The organism is Streptomyces sp. NPDC058877 (genome assembly GCF_042742855.1).
Taxonomy (GTDB): Bacteria; Actinomycetota; Actinomycetes; order Streptomycetales; family Streptomycetaceae; genus Streptomyces.
Genome location: NZ_JBHYMF010000120.1, coordinates 1 through 21,048 on the forward strand (window position 1 = coordinate 1; position 21,048 = coordinate 21,048).

Here is a 21,048-nt window from a genome sequence, read left to right on the forward strand (position 1 = left end):
CCGCACCCGCACCAGCCACTTCGCAGCACTTCGCCCCGCCGACCAAACGATCGACAGGGCGAAGTAGGCAGGCCCCGAATTAACCAACGGCATCCGAGAACGGTGCGGGGCCCTTCGTGCTCGCACGGAGTCAGCGCTCGATCTCCAGCACGACCTCCGACTCGGACGACCCCTCGTCGTACCCGGTTTCCACCCCTTCCTGGGAGACCGCCCAGATCACCAGGCTCAGGAAGACCGCACTCACCACGATGCCGATCGCCCCGAGCACGATGCCCGCGATCGCCATGCCCCGGTTCGTCGCCTCGCCCCGTCCGGCCTTCTTGAGGCCGATGATGCCGAAGATCACCGCCAGGATGCCGAGGATCCCCCCCAGGCCGTACAGGCAGAAGCCCGCGACCGCGACGATGCCGATCACCATCGCGGCCGTGCCCATGCCGTTGGAGGGCGGCTGCTGCCAACCGGGCTGCCCGTAGCCGGGCTGTCCGTAACCGGGCTGTCCGTAACCGGGGTAGCCGTACCCCGGCGCGGCGGGGGCCGGAGCCGCCGGAGGATAGCCGTAACCACCGGAAGCGTCCGCGGGGTACCCGTAGGCCCCGGGCGCGGTCGCCGGGCCGCCCGGGGCGACCGGCGGCGGCGGGACGTCCTCGCCCGGCACTCCCGGCATGGCCGCCATCGTGGGCTGGTCGTGCACCGCCGGCTTGCTCAGTTCCACCCCGTCGCGGTTCGGCGGAGCCCAAGGGTCCGCCGGGTCGTACCCGCCCTGCGACTGGTCTCGATTATCGGACATGTGCCTCCCCCATCGTGGTCACGCCATGCTACGGCCTCCCCTCCGGGGAAGAACCGCCCGGCCTACGATGATCCGATGACCGATCTCCACCCCTTCATCGCCGGGCTCCCCAAAGCCGAGCTGCACGTCCACCACGTCGGCTCGGCCTCCCCCCGGATCGTCGCCGAGCTCGCGGCCCGGCACCCCGACTCCAAGGTCCCCACGGACCCGGAGGCGCTGGCCGACTACTTCACCTTCACGGACTTCGCCCACTTCATCGACGTCTACCTGTCGGTCGTCGACCTGGTCCGCACGCCCGAGGACGTCCGGCTGCTGACCTTCGAGGTCGCCCGCGACATGGCCCGGCAGAACATCCGCTACGCCGAGCTGACCATCACCCCGTACTCCTCCACCCGCCGGGGCATCGACGAGCGCGCCTTCATGGAGGCCATCGAGGACGCCCGCAAGGCCGCCGAGGCCGAGCTCGGCACCGTCCTGCGCTGGTGCTTCGACATCCCCGGCGAGGCCGGCCTCGTCTCCGCCGAGGAGACCGCGCGGCTCGCGACCACCGAGGGGCTGCGCCCGGAGGGCCTGGTCTCCTTCGGGCTCGGCGGCCCGGAGATCGGAGTGCCGCGCCCCCAGTTCAAGCCCTACTTCGACGTGGCCCGCGCGGCCGGTCTGCACTCCGTTCCGCACGCGGGCGAGACGACCGGGCCGCAGACCGTCTGGGACGCGATCCACGACCTGGGCGCCGAGCGCATCGGGCACGGCACCAGCTCCGTCCGGGACCCGGCCCTCCTGGCCCACCTCGCCGAGCACCGCATCGCCCTGGAAGTCTGCCCGACGTCCAACATCGCCACCCGGGCCGTCGCCACCCTGGACGAGCACCCGATCCGGCAGATGGTCGAGGCGGGCGTGCTGGTCACGGTCAACAGCGACGACCCGCCGATGTTCGGCACGGACCTCAACAACGAGTACGCGGTCGCCGCACGCCTCCTCGACCTCGACGAGCGCGGTACCGCGGCCCTCGCGAAGAACGCGGTGGAGGCCTCCTTCCTCGACGCCGCAGGCAAGGCCCGGATCGCCGCGGAGATCGACGCCTACACGGACGCCTGGTTGGCGCGCTGACGGCAGCGGAAGCCGACGGGCACCGACAATGGACCCATGCGTCCTGTCACTGCCGTGGGCCATCGCGGCGACCCGTACCGAGTCCGCGAGAACACGCTCCCCTCGATCGCCTCGGCGATCGAGCAGGGGGCGGACGCGGTCGAGATCGACGTCCGACTGACCGGGGACGGCGTGCCCGTCCTCCTCCACGACGACACCCTCAAGCGGCTGTGGGGCCACGACCGGCCGCTCTCCTCGCTCACCCACGCGCAGGTGCGCGAGCTGACGCACGACGGGGTGCCGACCCTTCGCGACGCGCTGCTCACCGCAGGAGAACACCGGCTGATGCTGGACCTGCCGGGCGGCGACGGGGACTCGGTCCGCGCGATCGTCCGCACGGTCCACGAGTGCGGGGCCGGGGACCGCGTCTACTACTGCGCGGGGGCCGCCGCCATGCTCCGCGTGCGGGCCGCCGACCCGGCCGCCGAGATCGCCCTGACCTGGACCACCCTCGCCCCGCCCCGCCCCGTACTGCTCGACGCGGTACGCCCCCGCTGGCTCAACTACCGTTTCGGACTGGTGAGTCGGGCCCTGGCCGAGCGGGTCCACCGGGACGGTTACCTGGTCTCGGCATGGACGGCCGACACCGCACGCACCATGCGTAAGCTGATCTTGAACGGGGTGGACTCGGTCACCACGAACCGGGTCGACACACTCGCCGCCCTGCTACGAAAGGCCCGGCCTTGAACGACAGGATCCGCACCGACATCGCCCACAACGCCCGGGTCTGGAACTACTGGTTGGGCGGCAAGGACAACTACCCGGTGGACCGTCAGGTCGGCGACGCCGTCACCGGTTTCTACCCTAGCATCGGCGAAGTGGCCCGCGCGGACCGGGCGTTCCTCGGCCGGGCAGTGACCCACTTGGCCGCAGGGGCGGGCGTGCGCCAGTTCCTGGACATCGGCACCGGCCTGCCGACCGCCGACAACACCCACGAAGTGGCGCAGCGGATCGCCCCGGACTCCCGGATCGTCTACGTCGACAACGACCCGATCGTCCTCGCCCACGCCCGCGCGCTCCTGACGAGCGCCCCGGAGGGGGTCACCGAGTACGTCGACGCCGATGCCCACGCCCCGGAGCGGATCGTGACGGCAGCCGCCGCGACCCTCGACCTGTCCCGGCCGGTCGCGGTCATGATGCTCGGCATCCTCAACTTCGTCCAGGACACCGACGAGGCCCGGTCGATCGTGCGGACCCTGATGGCCGCCGTCCCCTCCGGCAGCCACCTGGTCCTGACCCACCCGACCCTCGAACCGGAGCTCGGCGGCGAGGGCAACGAGGCCGCGATGGCCTTCTGGAACGAGAACGCGACCCCGCCGATCACCGCGCGCACCCGGGAGGAGTTCGCCTCCTTCCTGGACGGCCTCGACCTCCTGGAGCCGGGCATCGTGTCCTGCGCGCGTTGGCGCTCCGCGGAGGGGGCCGTGGTGGCGCAGTTCGGCGCGGTGGGACGCAAGCCGTAGCGGGCCCGCGGGCGGCGGCCTACGACCCGTTCGCCCGGACCGCTTCCGGGCGGGTGCCGTTCGGCCGGCCGGCTTCCGGTGGAACGGCACCCCGCTGGAGCGCTTCCAGCCGCTTGGTCAACCGGCGCACGTGGAGCAGCGGCAGGATGCCGATGACGCCGAAGGACATGTCGACGACCGACCACCAGAAGGGGATGCCCCGGATGGGGCCGCAGATCAGGGCGAGCGGAATGATGCCGACACAGGCGATCATGCCGAACTCGATGACCCAGACGTTGCGGACGGGGTCGCGGTAGGGGCCGTAGAAGGCGACCGCGATGACGAGGTGGGCGAAGGCCAGCCAGTCGTAGCCGTAGAGCAGGTACGGAGCCTGCTCGTCGGCGGCCCGGAGGCTGCCCTCCACGCGGTGGATCCAGTCGGTGAACCTCGGCAGGAGCTCGCCGACCGGTGCGGCCCAACCGTCCAACGAGGAATCGAGGAGGCGGAGTTCGGTGACGAGCGGGAAGGCGGTGGCCCCGCTCAGGACCAGGCAGATGACGAAGACGACCAGCCAGGCGCGGATGCGCGCAAGAAGGCCCTTGGGCCCGTTCGTGTCGCTCATGGCCCCACCGTACGCCACTCTTGAACACGTTCAGAATTGAGGGGCCCGTCCTCGGTGACGCGCGGGACCGCTGCCGGCCCCATCGCGTCCCTCCCCCGGCGCGGCCTCGCACCCCCTCACAGCCCGACGATCGAGTTCCACTTCTTCGCGAACGCTTGGCGCTCCTCCGCGGTGATGTCCCGGGCGATGGCGAGCCGGCTCCTCATGTCGGCGTCCGGGAAGATCAGCGGGTCCTCCGCGAGCGCCACGAGCTCCTCGTCGCCGGAATCGGCGAGGACGTCCTGGGCGGCCGGGACCGGGCAGACGTAGTTGACCCAGGCGGCGAGCTCGGCGGCGACCTCGGGCTCGTAGTAGTAGTCGACCAGCTTCTCGGCGTTGGCCTTGTGCTGGGCGAGGTTGGGCACCATCAGCGACTCGGCCCACAGTTCGGCGCCCTCCTCGGGGACGACGAACTCGATGTCCGGGTTGTCGGCCTGGAGCTGGAGGACGTCGCCGGAGTACGCCTGGCAGGCGAGCACGTCACCGCTGGACAGGTCCTTGATGTAGTCGTTCCCGGTGAAGCGCCGGATGTGCTTCGCCGCGACGAGCTTCTCGACCTGCTCGCACAGGGCGTGGAAGTCGTCGCCGGTCCACCGGGTCACGTCGACGCCGTTGCCCATCATGAGCAGGGCGAAGGACTCGTCGAGGCCGGAGAGCAGGGTCACCTTGCCGCGCAGGTCATCGGCCCACAGCTCGCGGGTGGACCGCAGCTCGCGGCCGAGCTTCCGCCGGTTGTAGGCGATGCCGGTGATCCCGGACTGCCAGGGCACGCTGTGCAGTCGACCGGGGTCGAAGGCGGGCCCACGCAGTTGGGGGTCGAGGTGTCGGGCGACGTTCGGCTGGGCGGCGCGGTCCATCTCCTGGACCCAGCCGAGGCGGACGAAGCGGGCGGCCATCCAGTCGCTGACGACGATCAGGTCCCGTCCGGTCTGTTGGTGGTTCATCAGGGACGGGCTGATCTTGCCGAAGAACTCGTCGTTGTCGTTGATCTCTTCGGTGTAGTGGACGGCGATTCCGGTCCGCTTCCGGAAGGCGTCCAGGGTCGGCCGCTTCGACGGGTCGTCGTCATCGGTGTCGATGTAGAGCGGCCAGTTCGCGAAGTCCAGCGTCCGGTCCCGCGCCGAGAGGTCCCTGCCCGCCCGGTCGCCCTCGTCGATGTAGGCGGCGGGGACCCCGCAGCCGGCGAGCAGGGCTCCGGCCCCGGCGGCGCCGAAGCCGCGCAGCAGGGACCGACGGGACATGTGTTTCCTGGCTGTCGCTCTCACCGGAGCAGCATCCCGGCCCGCCGCCACCTGCGGCAATGGACGGTCCGTCGAGCGACGGAGCGCGGCCCCGACACCCTGTCGATCAAGGGTGCCGGGGCCGCGCGGGGCTCGGGTCGATCAGCCGAGGGAGGTCATGACGTGCTTGATGCGGGTGTAGTCCTCGAAGCCGTAGGCCGAGAGGTCCTTGCCGTAGCCGGACTTCTTGTAGCCGCCGTGGGGCATCTCGGCGACCAGCGGGATGTGGGTGTTGATCCACACGCAGCCGAAGTCGAGGGCCTTGGACATGCGCATCGCGCGCGCGTGGTCCTTGGTCCAGACGGAGGAGGCGAGGGCGTACTCGACGCCGTTCGCGAACTCCAGGGCCTGGGCCTCGTCCGTGAAGGACTGGACGGTGATGACCGGGCCGAAGACCTCGTTCTGGACGATCTCGTCGTCCTGCTTGAGGCCGGAGACGACGGTCGGGGCGTAGAAGTACCCCTTCTCACCGACGCGGTGACCGCCGGCCTCGACCTTGGCGTGGGCCGGGAGGCGGTCGATGAAGCCGGCGACCTGCTTCAGCTGGTTGGCGTTGTTGAGCGGACCGTAGAGCACGTCCTCGTCGTCGGGCTGACCGGTCTTGGTGTCGGCGGCGGCCTTGGCGAGGGCGGCGACGAACTCGTCGTGGATGGACTCGTGCACGAGCACGCGGGTCGCGGCCGTGCAGTCCTGGCCGGCGTTGAAGAAACCGGCGACCGAGATGTCCTCGACGGCCTTCTCGATGTCGGTGTCCTCGAAGACGACGACCGGGGCCTTGCCGCCCAGCTCCAGGTGGACGCGCTTGACGTCCTTGGCCGCCGACTCGGCGACCTGCATGCCGGCACGGACCGAACCGGTGATGGAGGCCATCGCCGGGGTCGGGTGCTCGACCATGGCCTTGCCCGTCTCGCGGTCGCCGCAGACGACGTTGAAGACGCCCTTGGGGACGATCTGGCCGATGATCTCGGCCATCAGGACCGTCGACGCGGGGGTCGTGTCCGAGGGCTTCAGGACGACGGTGTTGCCCGCGGCGAGGGCCGGGGCGAACTTCCAGACGGCCATCATCATCGGGTAGTTCCACGGCGCGACCTGCGCGCAGACGCCGACCGGCTCGCGCCGGATGATGGAGGTCATGCCCTCCATGTACTCGCCGGCCGAGCGGCCTTCGAGCATGCGGGCGGCACCGGCGAAGAAGCGGATCTGGTCCACCATCGGCGGGATCTCTTCGCTGGCGGTGAGGGCGACCGGCTTGCCGGTGTTCTGGACCTCGGCGGCGATCAGCTCCTCGGCGCGCTCCTCGAAGGCGTCAGCGATCTTGAGGAGCACCTTCTGGCGCTCGGCGGGCGTGCTGTCGCGCCAGGCGGGGAACGCCGCGGCGGCGGCCTCCATGGCGGCGTCGACGTCGGCCTGGCCGGAGAGCGGAGAGGTGGCGTACACCTCGCCGGTCGCCGGGTTGACCACGTCGATGGTGCGGCCGTCGGCCGCGTCGCGGAACTCCCCGTTGATGTAGTTACGCAGCCGGCGCAGCTCGGTGGTCACTTGCCACCCCTCCTGTCACGTTCTGTCTTCGCACATCCTTGTGCGGCGTCCCGATGGGCGAGACACCCCAGCCTAATCGTTCGACTGACGCTTTCAACAGCCCCGACCCCCCTCATCTTCGGATTCAGTGAGATCTGGAGCCGATCACAACGAATTACATCGCTTCGGGCTTGCATGACTGCCCATCTCGGTGCACAGTGAAGCCGTGGCCAGTCGAAGCACAGACCCAAGAACCGGAACCGGTTCGTCCCCGACGATCGACGCCGTCTCCCTGGCGATCATCGAACAGCTCCAGGAGGACGGTCGCCGCCCCTACGCGGCGATCGGAAAGGCCGTGGGCCTCTCCGAAGCCGCCGTGCGGCAGCGCGTCCAGAAGCTGCTCGACCAGGGCGTCATGCAGATCGTCGCCGTCACCGACCCGCTCACCGTGGGTTTCCGACGGCAGGCGATGGTCGGCATCAACGTCGAGGGTGACCTGGATCCGGTCGCGGAAGCACTGACGGCCATGGCCGAGTGCGAGTACGTGGTGATGACCGCGGGCTCCTTCGACCTCATGGTGGAGGTCGTCTGCGAGGACGACGACCACCTCCTGGATGTGATCAACAAGCGCATCCGCACCCTCCCCGGGGTGCGCTCCACCGAGAGCTTCGTCTACCTCAAGCTCAAGAAGCAGACCTATATGTGGGGAACCCGATAACCGTGACCCAGGACCTCTCCAAGACCGCCTACGACCACCTGTGGATGCACTTCACCCGCATGTCGTCGTACGAGAACTCGCCCGTTCCCACCATCGTGCGCGGCGAGGGCACCTACATCTTCGACGACAAGGGCAAGCGCTACCTCGACGGTCTCGCCGGTCTCTTCGTGGTCAACGCCGGACACGGCCGCCAGGAACTGGCCGAGGTCGCGTACAAGCAGGCCCAGGAGCTCGCGTTCTTCCCCGTGTGGTCGTACGCGCACCCCAAGGCCGTCGAGCTCGCCGAGCGCCTCGCGGACTACGCTCCGGGCGACCTCAACAAGGTCTTCTTCACCACCGGCGGCGGCGAGGCCGTCGAGACCGCCTGGAAGCTCGCCAAGCAGTACTTCAAGCTGCAGGGCAAGCACACCAAGTACAAGGTCATCTCGCGTGCGGTCGCCTACCACGGCACCCCGCAGGGCGCCCTGTCCATCACCGGCCTGCCGGCCCTGAAGGCCCCCTTCGAGCCGCTGGTCCCCGGCGCGCACAAGGTGCCGAACACCAACATCTACCGCGCCCCGATCCACGGCGACGACCCCGAGGCCTTCGGCCGCTGGGCCGCCGACCAGATCGAGCAGCAGATCCTCTTCGAGGGCCCCGACACCGTCGCGGCCGTCTTCCTGGAGCCGGTGCAGAACGCCGGCGGCTGCTTCCCGCCGCCGCCCGGCTACTTCCAGCGCGTCCGCGAGATCTGCGACCAGTACGACGTGCTGCTCGTCTCCGACGAGACGATCTGCGCCTTCGGCCGCCTCGGCACGATGTTCGCCTGCGACAAGTTCGGCTACGTGCCGGACATGATCACCTGCGCCAAGGGCATGACCTCGGGCTACTCCCCGATCGGCGCCTGCATCGTCTCCGACCGCCTCGCCGAGCCCTTCTACAAGGGCGACAACACCTTCCTGCACGGCTACACCTTCGGTGGCCACCCGGTGTCCTCGGCGGTCGCGATCGCCAACCTCGACATCTTCGACAAGGAAGGCCTGAACCAGCACGTCCTCGACCAGGAGGGCAACTTCTTCGACACCCTGAAGAAGCTGCACGACCTCCCGATCGTCGGCGACGTGCGCGGCAACGGCTTCTTCTACGGCATCGAGCTCGTCAAGGACAAGGTCACCAAGGAGTCCTTCACGGACGAGGAGACCGAGCGCGTCCTCTACGGCTTCCTGTCCAAGGCGCTGTTCGACAACGGCCTGTACTGCCGTGCCGACGACCGTGGCGACCCGGTCATCCAGCTGGCCCCGCCGCTGATCGCCGACCAGGGCACCTTCGACGAGATCGAGGGCATCCTGCGCACGGTGCTCACCGAGGCCTGGACCAAGCTCTAGGAGCCCCCAGCATCACGCCGCCCTCACGGCGTGACCCCGGCCCGGGTCTGCGGCCATCCGAGTGGATGGCGGCGGCCCGGGCCGTGTGCTGTCCGTATGAGCGGATCTGAATCCTTACGGTGCCCAGTGACCGACAGGCCCGTCCTTCGTTCCCCCGGACGGGGGAACACAGATCGGATCCGACATCGAGGTGAACGCGATGGCCCCACCGGACAACGACGTGCTCTGGGCGCGTTCCCTGCACTGCTCCCTGGACGGTGCGGAGGCCCTCAGCGGCGTCTCCCTGGACGTCCGTGCGGGCGAGGTCCTCGCCCTCACCGGCCCGCGCGGCAGCGGCAAGACCACCCTCATGCGCTGCCTCTCCGGCCAGCTCGTCGCCCAGCAGGGCGAGGTCTGGTTCGATGGCGGCCCCGTGCACGCCCTGAGCCCCCTCCAACGCGAACGGCTCCGCCGCGACCGGTTCGGGTGGATCGACCCGGAGCCCGGCCTGGTCCCCGAGCTCACCGGCTGGGAGAACGCCGCCCTGCCGCTGCTGCTCCGCGGCACCCCCCACCGGGCCGCGCGGACCGCAGCCCTGGAGTGGCTGGAGCGGCTCGACATCGGCGGTTGCGCCCGCAAGCGACCGCACGCCCTCACCCGGTCCGAACGCCAGCGGATCGCCCTCGCCCGCGCCCTCGTCAGCAGCCCGTCGGTCCTCTTCGCCGACGAACCCACCGCCGCCCTGCACCGCGCCGACGGTGCCCAGCTCCTGCGCACCCTGACGGCCGCGGCCCGCTCGCACGGCATCACCCTGCTCCTCGCCACCCACGACACCGAGGTGGCGGCGCTCGCCGACCGCACGGTCGCCCTCCTCGACGGACGCCTGGTCGGCACCGTGCCCCCGGCCTCAGGGGCGGAGGGCGTCGCCGCGTGCTCGCTCTCCGTCTAGCCCGCGGGACCCACCCCCTCGTCCTGACGCGCCGGCTGCTCGTCGCCGCCGCGGCTGCCGGGGTGGGCTTCCTCCTGCTCTGCACCCTCGGGTACGCCGTCGGGCACCCGGCACAGTCCTCGGCCTCGCTGCTGCGGCTGCTGTGGTGCCTCCTCCCGCTCGCCGCCACCGTCCAGTTCGCCGTCGCCGTGGCCCGCACCGACCCCAGCACCCGGCCCCGGCCCGGTCTCTCCGCGGTCGGCCTCGGCCCGGCCCGGTTGACCGCGATCTCCGCCGCCTCGACGGCCATCGCCTGCGCCCTCGGCTCCGCGGTCGCGCTCCTCTTCTACCTGCACCTGCGCGGCGACATCACCGGCCTCCCCTTCGACGGGGCGGCGGCCGGGCTCCTCGCCGCCGACCGGCCGGTGCCGCTCGCAGCCGCCCTCACCCTGCTCGCCGTGCTCCCGGTCGTCGCCGCCGTGGCAGCCGGTCTGGCGCTGCGCCCCCGGGCCGCGCCCGCCGCGCCGGAGGGCGCGGAGAAGAAGACGCCGTCCGGGCTGCCCTGGGGCGTCACCCTGGTCGCGGTCGGCCTCGCGATCGAGACGTACGCGAGCGGTGCCGGCGCCCCGAGCGCCGGGGGCGGCCTTCCGCTGCCGGGGCGCTTCGACGGCAACCCTGCGGGCGTCCTCCTCGGCTGGGTGCTCACCGCGGTGGGACTCGCCCTGGCGGGCCCCGGGCTCGCCCACGGCTGCGGCCGACTCCTCCAAGCGGCCCGACCGGGCGCCGTCCGGCTGCTCGCCGGTCGCGTGCTGATGGACGAGTCCCGCCGCATCGGCCGGCCGCTCGGAGTGGTCAGCGCGGTGGTCTCCGGAACCCTCGCGGCGGCGGCACTGTACGACGCGAAGGGAGGCTCCGGCGCCTTCGGCCCGCTCACCGGCCTCGGTGCGGCCCTGATCCTGGCCTGCACCACGGCCACCCTGCTGACCGCAGCGCTGGAATCCCGGCAGGGCCGCGCCCACACCACCGCGGCCCTCCTCCGCATCGGTGCCCCGACCACGGTCCTGCGCTCCGCGGCCCTGCTGCGCGCCGGCGCCCTGCTGGCCGTCTTCGCGCCGCTGACCTGGGCGGTCGCCGAACTGGCGGCATTGCCGCTGACCAGCTGAGACACCCTCACGAGGGGCCGCCGTACACGGCGGCCCCTATCGTGGGCCCATGGCGACGCTCCCCCCTGCCCACCGCCCGCCCGGCCCGCGCGGGCACGGACGCGAAATCGACACGCTCGCCGAGTTCGACGCCTTCATCGCCCGGCCGGGCTCACTGGCCGGTCAGCGGATCCAGTCGATCGACCTCACCGACCGGACCTTCGCACTGCTCACCGCGATCACCACCGGCGCCGTCTTCCTCGGCTGCCCGATGCAGCCGGAGGCGGCGGCAAAGGTCCGCGCCGACGGGGCACTCGTCTTCCCGCCCGTTCCCGAACTGCCCTTCGACCCGTACCGGGCACGGCTCTACACCCCGGAGGAACTCTTCGAGGGGATCGCCCACGCCGACTACGAGGAGACCCCGGACGCACGGGCGTACGCCTGGTTCGGCCGGACCAGGGCCGACGGCGACATCTTCTCCTCGATGCTCCGTTCCCTCCACGACGACGCCGTCTCCGACGCCCTCGACGAGCTGCTCGACGGACAGCGGGTCGTCGGCGTCATGGGCGGCCACGCCATGGGCCGGGGCACGGAGGCCTACGCGGGCGCCGCGCGGCTCGGCAGGACCCTGGCCCGCTCCGGACTGACCGTGGCGACCGGCGGCGGTCCCGGCGCGATGGAAGCCGCCCACCTCGGCGCCTACCTCGCCCCCTTCCGGGACGAGGCCCTCGCCGAAGCGCTCGCCCTCCTCTCGCAGACCCCGTCCTTCCTCCCCTCGGTGACCGACTGGGCCCGCGCCGCCTTCGCGGTACGGGCGCTGTGGCCGCACGGCGGGGACTCGGTCGGCATCCCCACCTGGTTCTACGGCCACGAACCGCCCAACCCCTTCGCCGGCCACATCGCCAAGTACTTCGCCAACGCGACCCGGGAGGACGGCCTCCTCGCCCGCTCCACGGCGGGCGTGGTCTTCCTGCCGGGCGCGGCGGGCACGGTCCAGGAGGTCTTCGACAACGCGACCCCGAACTACTACGGGTCCCGCGGCGCCCCGACCCCGATGGTCCTGGTGAACCGCGCCCACTGGACCGCCCGGCTGCCGGCCTGGCCCCTGCTGGAGAGCCTGGCCGCGGGCCGCCCGATGGCAGCCCGGATCGCCCTGGTGGAATCGATCGACGAGGCCCCGGACGCACTGGAACGACTGGGCCGCGCCCCGCTGCCCCCGAACGCCTAGGGGGCGGGGCGCCGGCGGTTCACTTCCGCCAGTACAAGTGGTGCGTCACCGAACCGCCCGGGCTGGGCACGACGTCGCGGTGGAAGCGGTCGAGGAGTTCGTCGGGGGACTCCCACAACCGCGCCCCGGACCCGAGCTCCACCGGCGACACCGCCACGTGCAGGGTGTCGACGAGGTCGGCGTCGAGGAACTCCCGGATGGTGGTGGCCCCGCCACCGAGCCGGACGTCCCTGCCCTCCGCCGCCTCCCGCGCCCTCGCGAGGACCGCGGCCGGATCGGCGTCCACGAAGTGGAAGGTGGTGTCGGAAAGCGTGAACGAGGGGCGCGGATGGTGGGTCAGGACGAACACCGGCGTGTGGAACGGCGGCTCGTCGCCCCACCAGCCGCGCCACTCGTGGTCCTGCCAGGGACCGCGCTGCGGACCGAACTTGTTGCGGCCCATGATCTCGGCGCCGATGTTCCGCGCGAAGTCCCGCGTCAGATGGTCGTCGAGGCCACGGCTGCCCCCGCCGTCGGTCCGCAGGGGCCAACTCGCCGTGGCAGCGGCCCAGGCGAACAGCTCCCCGGGATCAGCACGGCCGAACGGCCGCTCCAGGCTCTGGCCCTCACCGGCACCGAACCCATCGGACGAAACGCTGAAGTTCTGGACTCTGAGCAGCTGGGCCACGGCTTTCCTCCCGGACGGTCGACGCTCCGGTCGACCGAAGACGACGAACGACCAGGAGACCCCACCGGCCGGCGAGAACCCTCGCACCCGCTACGGGGTGTCGCCGGCCAACACCACCACGTCCTCCGCCCGGAACTCCACCGCTACCCCAGCGCCCTCCTCCGGCGCCTCCCCGAGCGGGAGCTCGGCCTCCAGCACGGGCCCGTCGGCCGGACGCAGCCGTACGAGGACCCGGCTGCCCCGGAAGGTACGGGACTCGACCGTCCACACCGGCCCCTCCGGCACGATCCGCACCCCGCCCGGACGGACGAGGAGCCGCCGCTCGCCCTCCGGGGAGCCGTCCGGCACCGGCACCTTCCCCCACACGGTCTGCGCGACCGGACCGGTCACCCGGGCCGCCACCACGTTGTCGAAGCCGAGGAACCGTGCCACGAACTCCGACGCGGGCCGCTGCCACACCTCGGCCGGCGCACCCGACTGGGCGATCCGCCCGTCCTGCATGACCACGACCCGGTCGGCGAGCGCAAAGGCCTCCCCCTGGTCGTGGGTGACGGCGAGGACCGTGGTCCCGAGCCGCCCGAAGAGCTGTCGCAGTTCGACGACGAGCCGCTCTCGCAACCCCCGGTCGAGCTGGCCAAGCGGCTCGTCGAGCATCAGCAGCCGGGGCCGGGGCGCCAGCGCCCGGGCCAGTGCGACCCGCTGCTGCTCACCGCCGGAGAGCGCGCCGACGGATCGCCGCTCGGCCCCCGGAAGGCCGACGAGGTCGAGCAGTTCCCGCACCCGCTCCGCCCGCTCCGCCTTCCCCGCCCCGCGCATCCGCAGCCCGAAGGCGACGTTGCCGCCGACGTCCCGCTGCGGGAAGAGCTGGTGGTCCTGGAACATCAGCCCGACGCCCCGCCGGTGCACCGGGACCCCGGCCTGGTCGGCACCGCCGAGCAGGACCCGGCCCCCATCGAGGTGCTGGAGCCCGGCGACGACCCGGAGCATCGTGGACTTGCCGCTGCCGCTCGGGCCGAGCACGCACACGATCTCGTGCTCGGCGACCTCCAGGTCCACCGCGTCGAGCACCACCCGCTCCCCGAACCGTACGGTCGCCCCGTCGAGCCCCAGCATCAGAACTCCCCGGAGGTCCGGTCGGTACGGAGCCGTTCGAGCAGCAACAGGGACACCGCGCACACCACCATCAGAATCGTCGAGAGGGCCATGGCCTGGCCGTAGTTGAGTTCGCCGGGGCGGCCGAGCAACCGGGCCACCGCCACCGGGAGGGTCGGGCTGTCGGGCCGGGCGATGAAGACGGTCGCCCCGAACTCGCCGAGCGACACCGCGAACGCGAAACCGGCCGCGATCAGCAGCGCCCGCCGCACCATGGGCAGGTCGACCTCCCGCCAGGCCCGCCACGGCGAGGCCCCGAGCACGGCCGCCGCCTCCCGCAGGCGCTCGTCCACCGCCCGCAGGACGGGCAGCATCGTCCGCACCACGAAGGGAACGCCCACCAGGGCCTGTGCGAGCGGGACCAGGATCCAACTGGCCCGCAGATCGAGCGGCGGCTCGTCGAGCGTGATGAGGAAACCGAAGCCGACGGTGACCGCGGAAACCCCGAGCGGCAGCATCAACAGCGCGTCGAAGCCCCGCACCAGCCTCCCGGCCCGCCGGGTGAGGGCCGCCGCGGCGAGCCCGCCGATCAGCACCGCCAGGGCGGTGGCGGCCACCGCGTACCGCAGCGAGTTCCCGATCGCTTCCAGGGGCGGGACGAGGAAGGTGCCGGCCTCGTCGAGGGAGCCGAGCGCCCGGTAGTAGCGCGTGCCGTAGCCGTCGGGCCCGGCGAAGGACCGCTCGACGAGCACGCCCAGCGGCAGCAGGATCAACAGCGCCACGGAGAGCAGCACGCCCGCGAGCAGCGCCCACTGCCCGACACCGCTCGGCCTGCGCGCTGTGCGCTCCGGCGCGACGAGCCGCAGTGCGCTCTCCCGACGCCGCACCGCCCATGCGTGCACGGCGAGGATCATCCCCACCGCCACGAACTGCACCAGCGTCAGGACGGCCGCCGTCGGCAGGTCGAGCAGCCGTGCGGTCTGCCGGTAGATCTCCGACTCCAAGGTGGAGTAGGCGTTCCCGCCGAGGATCTGGACGACGCCGAAGGAGGTGAAGGTGAAGAGGAAGACCATCAGCGCGGCAGCCGCCACCGCCGGCACGAGCGCGGGCAGCGTCACCGTCCGCCAGGCCGCCCAGCGGGAAGCCCCGAGCACCCGGGCGGCCTCCTCCTGACGGGGATCGAGCTGGGACCAGAGGCCGCCGACGGTCCGCACGACGACCGCGTAGTTGAAGAAGACGTGCGCCAGCAGGATCGCCCACACCGTCGTGTCGAGCCGCAGCCCCCACAGTTCGTCGGTGAGCCCGCCCCGCCCGACGAGCGCCAGGAACGCCGTGCCGACCAGGACGGTCGGCAACACGAACGGCACCGTGACGACGGCCCGCAGCACTCCCTTGCCGGGGAAGTCGAAGCGGGCGAAGACGTACGCCCCCGGCAGGGCGACGAGCAGGGTGAGTCCGGTGGAGGCGAACGCCTGCCACACGGTGAAGCCGAGCACGTCGAGGATGTCCGGTCGGCTCAGGGTCTCGCCGATCCGTCCAAGTCGCCAGACGCCGTCGGGTCGCAGTCCGCGGTCCACGATGGACACGACGGGCCAGGCGAAGAAGACCCCGAAGAACGCGACGGGCAGGGCCATCAGCCCCAGCCGCGTCGCGTTCCCCCGGACGCCCCGTCCTACTTCAGGACGAGCGACGACCACTGCTGGATCCACGGGTCACGCTTCTCGGCGATCTTCTCGGGCGCCATGGTCTCCGGCTTCTCGATGACCACGCCGTGCTGGGTGAAGAGCTCCGGCAGCGCCGCGTCCTGCACCACCGGGTTGACGAACATCTGGAGCGGCATGTCCTCCTGGAACTCCTTCGAGATCAGGAAGTCGATCAGCGCCTTGCCGCCCTCGGGGTTCTTCGCCCCGTTCAGCAGGCCCGCGAACTCGGTCTGCCGGAAGCAGGTGCCGGTGGAGACCCCGGTGGGGGCCACCTTCGGCTGCGGCTCGCCGTAGAGCACCTCGACCGGCGGGCTGGAGGCGTACGACACCACGAGCGGCCGATCGCCCTTGGCCTGCTTGCCGCCGGCCGAGCCGGAGAACTCCTGGTTGTAGGCGAGCTCCCAGCTGTCGACGGTCTTCACGCCGTTGGCCTTCAGCTTCTTCCAGTACTCGGGCCAGCCCTCGTCGCCGTAGGCGGCGGCCGTGCCGAGGAGGAAGCCCAGGCCCGGGGAGGACCGCTCGGGATTCTCGACCACCAGCAGGTCCTTGTACTCCGGCTTCGCCAGGTCGTCGAAGGTCACCGGCGGCGCCAGCTTCTTGCCCTCGAAGTACGCCTTGTCGTAGTTGACGCAGATGTCGCCGGAGTCGATCGGGGTGACCCGGTGCTCCTCGTCGAGCTGGTACGCCGCCGGCACCCGGTCCAGGCCCTTCGCCTGGTACGGGACGAAGATCCCGTTGTCGAGGGCGCGGGACAGCAGCGTGTTGTCGACGCCGAAGAAGACGTCGCCCTGCGGGGAGCCCTTGGTCAGGATCTCCTTGTTGACGGCCTCGCCCGCGTCACCGCTCTTGAGGACCTTGACCTTGAAGCCGGTCCGCTTCGTGAACTCCGCCAGCACCTCCTCGGAGGCGTTGAAGGAGTCGTGGCTCACGAGGGTGACGGTCTTGGGCGCGGGCGCGTCGGTCTTGCCCGCCGTGCTCCCCGCGTCCTCGGTGCCGCACGCGGCGAGGCCGGTGACGCCGAGCGCCGCGACGAACGCGACGGCAGCGGCCTTCTTGATGCTCACTGGTTTTCCTCCTGGGCGTGACCAGGAAGAGACGCGGCCCCGCCCGCACCCGGCGGAGGCCGGACGCGGGCAGGGCGCAACAGCTTGAGTTACGACCGAACTTCCTACCCAGAATGACCTGGGCGAGGTTCAGAGGGTCTGCGGTCCTACGGTGACCGCACTCTCAGCGCTGTGGCGCTCCCCTGTCGGAATATGGAGATGTGTTCGAGCTCAGACTACAAGGTCAGCGCTCGGCTGCCGCGAGCTGTCCACAGGCACCGTCGATCTCCTGCCCCCGGGTGTCCCGAACGGTCACCGGAACCCCGTGGCGGGCGATGGCCTCGACGAAGGCCTTCTCGTCCTCCGGCCGCGACGCCGTCCACTTCGACCCGGGCGTCGGGTTCAGCGGGATCAGGTTGACGTGCACCCGCTTGCCCTTGAGCAGCCGGCCGAGCAGGTCGCCCCGCCACGCCTGGTCGTTGATGTCCCGGATGAGGGCGTACTCGATGGAGATCCGGCGCCCGGACTTCTCGGCGTACTCCCAGGCCGCGTCCAGGACCTCCCGCACCTTCCACCGCGTGTTGACGGGCACGAGGGTGTCGCGCAGCTCGTCGTCCGGGGCGTGCAGCGAAACCGCGAGGCGGCACTTGAAGCCCTCGTCGGCGAAGCGGAGCATCGCCGGCACGAGACCGACGGTGGAGACGGTGATGCCGCGCTGCGACAGCCCGAGCCCGTCCGGCTCGGGGTCCGTGAGCCGGCGGATCGCCCCGACCACACGCTTGTAGTTGGCGAGCGGCTCGCCCATGCCCATGAAGACGATGTTGGAGAGCCGCGCCGGGCCACCGGGCACCTCGCCGTCGCGCAGGGCCCGCATCCCGTCCACGATCTGGTGCACGATCTCGGCGGTCGACAGGTTCCGGTCGAGGCCGGCCTGCCCGGTCGCGCAGAACGGACAGTTCATGCCGCAGCCGGCCTGCGAGGAGATACACATGGTCACCCGGTCCGGGTAGCGCATGAGCACCGACTCCACGAGCGTGCCGTCGTGCAGCCGCCACAGGGTCTTGCGGGTGGTGTCGTCGTCGCACGAGATGTGTCGCACCACGGACATCAGATCGGGCAGCAGCTCTCCGGCCAGCTTCTCCCGCGAGGCGGCCGGGATGTCGGTCCACTCGGCGGGGTCGTGCGCGTACCGCGCGAAGTAGTGCGTGGACAGCTGCTTGGCGCGGAACGGCTTCTCGCCGATCGCGGCGACGGCCTCCTTCCGCTCGGCGGGCGTGAGGTCGGCCAGGTGCCGCGGCGGCTTCTTGGCTCCGCGGGGGGCGACGAAAGTGAGTTCTCCGGGCTTGGGCATGGTGCTACCAGTGTCGCAGACACTTCCCAGTTCCCAGGGGCTGCGGCCTCCGGCGGTAATCGTCCGGGGCCGTCCGGGCCGTCGCCACCCGGTTCTCACGATCCCGCGGAATGACCGCCGGTTCCCCGACGGGCGCGCCGCAGCCGTCGTGAACCCTTTGAAGGGTGCCGGAGCACACTGGTTTCGCGGTCGGTCGGTGTGGATCTCGTAGACGGTCCCGGCCATCGGCTTCGCGGCGCCGGCCCCGGCCTGCTACCCGGCTCGATCAAGGACGGAAACCCCACCGCAGCAGGGTTGGCGCGTGTCATCGTCGCATGGCCCGGCCGCCCAAGAGGCTTGGGTTCCCCTCCACCACTCCTCACCGGGAGCCCCGTCCAGCCCCGTCCGCGAGCAGTTCCATGACGGCGTCGGGCGTCAGATGGCCCCTCGCTCCGGGCCTGTCGGAGAGATAGCCGGCAATCTCCTCGTCGCTCCACGCCGACGACGCCTTGAGGCCGTGTGCAAGCTGCCGGACGTAGGCGGTCGCAGGTCGACGCACCCCGGTGTCCGCCATGCGCCACGGGGCCGTGAACGTCAGGACCGGCAAGCCCTCAAGTGCCCCGGGACAGACGAGCGTCTCGTAGCGTCCGGGCCCCCGCTCCGAGCGTCCGGTGGCCAGGACTTCGGTCAGTTCGACGTCCTGGCCCGGCTCGCGGTACATCTCCTGGGCCGCCACGTCCGCGAACTGCTGGACCGTGATGAGGTGCGTGACCGCCCACGCCACGCCATCCGCCGTCGGGTCGTAGAACCCGCGCCCGCCCGTCCACACGAGGGATTCGGTGGCGAAGTAGACCTGCCCGGGCATGGTGACCGCGACCGATCTCTGGGGAGGGGTCCGGTCCCGGCATCCCGGGTAGACGCGATTAGAACCCGGCGGTCGCCCTCCTGCGAGGTACTGGTCGAGCCGTTCCGCGTACATGTTGGAGCCGTAGGAGGCGTACCAGACCCGTTGCGGCCGGACGTCACTCGTCCGGAGCGGTTCCAGGGGGCGGGCAGTGGACACGATCACTCCGCAGGCGCGTCGTCGCGGACCGCACATCGCGGTCCTCCGGCAGGGCCGTGACCGTCGTCCGGAGCGGTCTGCCGTCCTCGCCCCGTCCGTGCGCCCCGTACCACCAGCGGGCTCGGGCACGGTGCCACCAGTGTGGCAGGCGCCGGTGCCCGGTGCGGTCAGCCCCGTGGAGCGCCGGGGGGCGCGGTGGGAATGCGGGAGGTGAAGAACAGGGCGAGGACGGAAGCGCCCGCGAGGACGGCGAGCGCGGCCCTCAGGCCGTCGAGGCGGGCGGCGGCATTGGCCTCCAGCGCGGCATCGGTCACCGCGGGGGCGATGCCGGCCTCGTCGAGGGCCGTCCGGAGCTGCTCGTCCGACAGGAAGGGAACTCCGCTCTGCAGCTTGGTGGCGGCCTGGTTGCTGATGTCGGGAGGGACCGCGGGGTTCTGCGCGATGCTGGTCAGGAAGGAGGAGGTGAGCGCAGCGATCATGATCGATCCGGCCAGTGCGGTGCCGACGGAGGCGCCGAGGTTGGTCACGGCGTTCTGGATTCCGCCCACTTCCGCGCTCTGCCGGTCCGGTACGGCGGAGACGGTGACGGCACCGAGCTGGGAGGCCAGTGCCCCCATGCCGAGGCCGACCAACAGGAGCGGCAGGGTGACGATCTCCGCACCGGCATCGGTGTCGAGCGCGGCCATCAGGACGATCGCGCCGGCGAGCAGCGCGAAGACGCCGAGCCGGACCACTCGACGTGGTGAGGCCTTCGGGAAGAACCGGGGGACGAGGAGCGCGGCAGCGAGCAGTGCCAGGGAGAGCGGCAGGATGTGGGCACCGGTCGACAGGGCGGACAGCCCCAGGGCGACCGAGAGGTAGAGCGGGACGACGAAGAAGACGCCCATCTGGACCAGGTACTGGAAGAAGAACATGGTCAGCCCGCCGTTCAACTGCCGGTTGCGCAGCATGGCGGGGTCGATGAGCGGTTCCCGTCCGCGGGTGACGAGCCGCGCCTCCCAGCGGAGGAAGAGCCAGACCAGCAGCAGTCCCGCCGTCACCGTCCAGACGACCAGGGACACGCCGAGCCAGTCGGGGGCGCCCGGCTTGGGCCTGACCCAGCCCCACTCGCCGGAGCGGAGGACTCCGTAGACGGCGGTCCCGAGGCCGGCGGCGGAGAGCAGGGCTCCGACGAGGTCGATGCGCGGGCGCTGCTCGCTCGCGGCGTCGGTGATGCGGCGGGCGAGGACGATGATGACGAGCACCAACAGCACTTCGCCGGCGAAGACCCACCGCCAGGAGAAGTAGGTCGTGGCCAGGCCGCCGATCAGCGGACCGACCGCGACCGCGACGGCACCGGCAGCGGCCACGGCGCCATAGGCGGCCGCACGCCGTTGGGAAGGGAAGTTTCCTGCGACCAGGGCCACGATCGCGGGCATGATGAGCGCCGCTCCGGTGCCTTCCAGGAACGACCAGCCGAGCAGCAGCACGGGCAGGTTCGGGGCGAGGGCCGTGGTGAACGAGCCGACCCCGTAGACACAGGCACCGATCAGGAACGCCCGCTTGCGCCCGATCAGCGCCCCGATCTTGCCCCCGGGGATCATGAGCATCGCCATCACCAGGGTGTACGCCGTGATGGCGCCCTGGATCCCGGTGACCGTCGTGTTCACGTCGTCGGCGACGGTCGCGATGGACACGTTCATGACGGAGCTGTCGAGCGCCATCAAGAACTGCCCGGCCGCGAGGGTCAGCAACACGAGACCCGCGCGGGCGGGTTTTTCCTCACGGCGCGCCCCAGGAACCATGGGTGCATCCTGCACGGGCGGCACGCGGGGACCGCCCGACGCGCCGCGTGCGTCCACCGCTCGGCGCAGCGGCACCCGGGCCGGGGGCCGGGGACGGGGAGGCCGTGGGACAAAGACGGAACGGGGCGGGGCGGGACGGGGCGGGAGAAGACTTCCGTGGGAGGAACAGCCGG

19 protein-coding genes and 1 riboswitch are annotated in these 21,048 nt (G+C 71.4%); of the genes, 8 read left to right on the forward strand and 11 right to left on the reverse strand.

Going from position 1 to position 21,048, the window contains the following annotated elements; all coding sequences use genetic code 11:
- Positions 1-130: 130 nt before the first annotated feature.
- Positions 131-787, reverse strand: a complete 657-nt coding sequence (locus ACFW2Y_RS24460) for a DUF4190 domain-containing protein (protein WP_384883059.1) — start codon at positions 785-787, stop codon at positions 131-133.
- A gap of 75 nt (positions 788-862) precedes the next feature.
- On the opposite strand from ACFW2Y_RS24460, the gene ACFW2Y_RS24465 reads away from it, so the two are divergent.
- Genes ACFW2Y_RS24465 through ACFW2Y_RS24475 form a run of 3 tightly spaced genes read left to right on the forward strand, consistent with a single transcriptional unit; the run spans position 863 to position 3,396 of the window.
- Positions 863-1,894: an adenosine deaminase gene (locus ACFW2Y_RS24465; RefSeq protein ID WP_384883062.1), complete on the forward strand. Its 1,032-nt coding sequence runs from the start codon at positions 863-865 to the stop codon at positions 1,892-1,894.
- A 36-nt stretch (positions 1,895-1,930) separates the two neighbouring features.
- Positions 1,931-2,620 carry a glycerophosphodiester phosphodiesterase gene (locus ACFW2Y_RS24470; protein ID WP_384883065.1) on the forward strand — a complete coding sequence of 230 codons (690 nt, stop codon included), beginning with the start codon at positions 1,931-1,933 and terminating at the stop codon, positions 2,618-2,620.
- Entirely contained in the window at positions 2,617-3,396 is a 780-nt protein-coding gene (locus ACFW2Y_RS24475) for an SAM-dependent methyltransferase (protein WP_384883068.1), read from the forward strand. The genes ACFW2Y_RS24470 and ACFW2Y_RS24475 overlap by 4 nt, the downstream gene beginning before the upstream one ends.
- A 19-nt stretch (positions 3,397-3,415) precedes the next feature.
- Here the strand turns inward: ACFW2Y_RS24475 and ACFW2Y_RS24480 are convergent, their stop codons facing one another.
- The 3 genes from ACFW2Y_RS24480 to ACFW2Y_RS24490 all read right to left on the reverse strand — a co-directional run bounded on the left by ACFW2Y_RS24480 (position 3,416) and on the right by ACFW2Y_RS24490 (position 6,855).
- Entirely contained in the window at positions 3,416-3,997 is a 582-nt protein-coding gene (locus tag ACFW2Y_RS24480) for a hypothetical protein (RefSeq protein WP_384883071.1), read from the reverse strand.
- Positions 3,998-4,113: 116 nt separating this feature from the next.
- Positions 4,114-5,277, reverse strand: coding sequence for a spermidine/putrescine ABC transporter substrate-binding protein (locus ACFW2Y_RS24485; RefSeq protein WP_384883073.1), 1,164 nt, complete (start codon positions 5,275-5,277; stop codon positions 4,114-4,116).
- A 141-nt stretch (positions 5,278-5,418) separates the two neighbouring features.
- On the reverse strand, positions 5,419-6,855 hold the full coding sequence (locus ACFW2Y_RS24490) for a gamma-aminobutyraldehyde dehydrogenase (RefSeq protein WP_384883076.1): 1,437 nt from the start codon (positions 6,853-6,855) through the stop codon (positions 5,419-5,421).
- Positions 6,856-7,060: 205 nt separating this feature from the next.
- On the opposite strand from ACFW2Y_RS24490, the gene ACFW2Y_RS24495 reads away from it, so the two are divergent.
- From ACFW2Y_RS24495 to ACFW2Y_RS24515, 5 genes are all read left to right on the forward strand, one after another.
- Positions 7,061-7,552: an Lrp/AsnC family transcriptional regulator gene (locus ACFW2Y_RS24495; protein WP_384883078.1), complete on the forward strand. Its 492-nt coding sequence runs from the start codon at positions 7,061-7,063 to the stop codon at positions 7,550-7,552.
- The gene (locus ACFW2Y_RS24500) at positions 7,537-8,916 is read left to right on the forward strand and encodes an aspartate aminotransferase family protein (RefSeq protein ID WP_384883080.1); all 1,380 of its coding nucleotides are present in this window, start codon (positions 7,537-7,539) and stop codon (positions 8,914-8,916) included. Before ACFW2Y_RS24495 ends, ACFW2Y_RS24500 begins: the two co-directional genes overlap by 16 nt.
- A gap of 199 nt (positions 8,917-9,115) precedes the next feature.
- The gene (locus tag ACFW2Y_RS24505) at positions 9,116-9,844 is read left to right on the forward strand and encodes an ABC transporter ATP-binding protein (protein WP_384883083.1); all 729 of its coding nucleotides are present in this window, start codon (positions 9,116-9,118) and stop codon (positions 9,842-9,844) included.
- Positions 9,826-10,986, forward strand: coding sequence for a hypothetical protein (locus ACFW2Y_RS24510; protein ID WP_384883085.1), 1,161 nt, complete (start codon positions 9,826-9,828; stop codon positions 10,984-10,986). Before ACFW2Y_RS24505 ends, ACFW2Y_RS24510 begins: the two co-directional genes overlap by 19 nt.
- 49 nt (positions 10,987-11,035) lie before the next feature.
- Positions 11,036-12,193: an LOG family protein gene (locus ACFW2Y_RS24515; RefSeq protein WP_384883088.1), complete on the forward strand. Its 1,158-nt coding sequence runs from the start codon at positions 11,036-11,038 to the stop codon at positions 12,191-12,193.
- Between the two features lie 19 nt (positions 12,194-12,212).
- Here the strand turns inward: ACFW2Y_RS24515 and ACFW2Y_RS24520 are convergent, their stop codons facing one another.
- The 7 genes from ACFW2Y_RS24520 to ACFW2Y_RS24550 all read right to left on the reverse strand — a co-directional run bounded on the left by ACFW2Y_RS24520 (position 12,213) and on the right by ACFW2Y_RS24550 (position 20,875).
- Positions 12,213-12,860: a dihydrofolate reductase family protein gene (locus tag ACFW2Y_RS24520; RefSeq protein ID WP_384883091.1), complete on the reverse strand. Its 648-nt coding sequence runs from the start codon at positions 12,858-12,860 to the stop codon at positions 12,213-12,215.
- A gap of 90 nt (positions 12,861-12,950) precedes the next feature.
- Positions 12,951-13,973 (reverse strand): ABC transporter ATP-binding protein, encoded by a 1,023-nt coding sequence (locus ACFW2Y_RS24525; protein ID WP_384883094.1) that lies wholly within the window; start codon positions 13,971-13,973, stop codon positions 12,951-12,953.
- A complete protein-coding gene (locus tag ACFW2Y_RS24530) occupies positions 13,973-15,586 on the reverse strand; it encodes an ABC transporter permease (RefSeq protein ID WP_384883097.1) in 1,614 nt (537 codons plus the stop codon). Before ACFW2Y_RS24530 ends, ACFW2Y_RS24525 begins: the two co-directional genes overlap by 1 nt.
- Before the next feature lie 38 nt (positions 15,587-15,624).
- Entirely contained in the window at positions 15,625-16,719 is a 1,095-nt protein-coding gene (locus tag ACFW2Y_RS24535) for a thiamine ABC transporter substrate binding subunit (protein ID WP_384883100.1), read from the reverse strand.
- An 83-nt stretch (positions 16,720-16,802) separates the two neighbouring features.
- Positions 16,803-16,913, reverse strand: a riboswitch (TPP riboswitch).
- Positions 16,914-16,942: 29 nt separating this feature from the next.
- Positions 16,943-18,049, reverse strand: coding sequence for a 23S rRNA (adenine(2503)-C(2))-methyltransferase RlmN (gene rlmN / locus ACFW2Y_RS24540; protein ID WP_125661713.1), 1,107 nt, complete (start codon positions 18,047-18,049; stop codon positions 16,943-16,945).
- 358 nt (positions 18,050-18,407) lie between these two features.
- Entirely contained in the window at positions 18,408-19,091 is a 684-nt protein-coding gene (locus ACFW2Y_RS24545) for a histone deacetylase (RefSeq protein ID WP_384883103.1), read from the reverse strand.
- A 167-nt stretch (positions 19,092-19,258) separates the two neighbouring features.
- Positions 19,259-20,875, reverse strand: coding sequence for an MFS transporter (locus ACFW2Y_RS24550; RefSeq protein ID WP_384883105.1), 1,617 nt, complete (start codon positions 20,873-20,875; stop codon positions 19,259-19,261).
- Positions 20,876-21,048 lie beyond the last annotated feature (173 nt).

Bases quoted from the DNA above. Each gene is read 5' to 3' on its own strand.
- ACFW2Y_RS24550 (WP_384883105.1), bottom strand. From the start codon at position 20,875: ATGGTTCCTGGGGCGCGCCGTGAGGAAAAACCCGCCCGCGCGGGTCTC.
- ACFW2Y_RS24485 (WP_384883073.1), bottom strand. From the start codon at position 5,277: ATGTCCCGTCGGTCCCTGCTGCGCGGCTTCGGCGCCGCCGGGGCCGGA.
- ACFW2Y_RS24470 (WP_384883065.1), top strand. From the start codon at position 1,931: ATGCGTCCTGTCACTGCCGTGGGCCATCGCGGCGACCCGTACCGAGTC.
- ACFW2Y_RS24515 (WP_384883088.1), top strand. From the start codon at position 11,036: ATGGCGACGCTCCCCCCTGCCCACCGCCCGCCCGGCCCGCGCGGGCAC.
- rlmN (WP_125661713.1), bottom strand. From the start codon at position 18,049: ATGCCCAAGCCCGGAGAACTCACTTTCGTCGCCCCCCGCGGAGCCAAG.
- ACFW2Y_RS24505 (WP_384883083.1), top strand. From the start codon at position 9,116: ATGGCCCCACCGGACAACGACGTGCTCTGGGCGCGTTCCCTGCACTGC.
- ACFW2Y_RS24525 (WP_384883094.1), bottom strand. From the start codon at position 13,973: ATGCTGGGGCTCGACGGGGCGACCGTACGGTTCGGGGAGCGGGTGGTG.
- ACFW2Y_RS24480 (WP_384883071.1), bottom strand. From the start codon at position 3,997: ATGAGCGACACGAACGGGCCCAAGGGCCTTCTTGCGCGCATCCGCGCC.
- ACFW2Y_RS24530 (WP_384883097.1), bottom strand. From the start codon at position 15,586: ATGGCCCTGCCCGTCGCGTTCTTCGGGGTCTTCTTCGCCTGGCCCGTC.
- ACFW2Y_RS24460 (WP_384883059.1), bottom strand. From the start codon at position 787: ATGTCCGATAATCGAGACCAGTCGCAGGGCGGGTACGACCCGGCGGAC.
- ACFW2Y_RS24465 (WP_384883062.1), top strand. From the start codon at position 863: ATGACCGATCTCCACCCCTTCATCGCCGGGCTCCCCAAAGCCGAGCTG.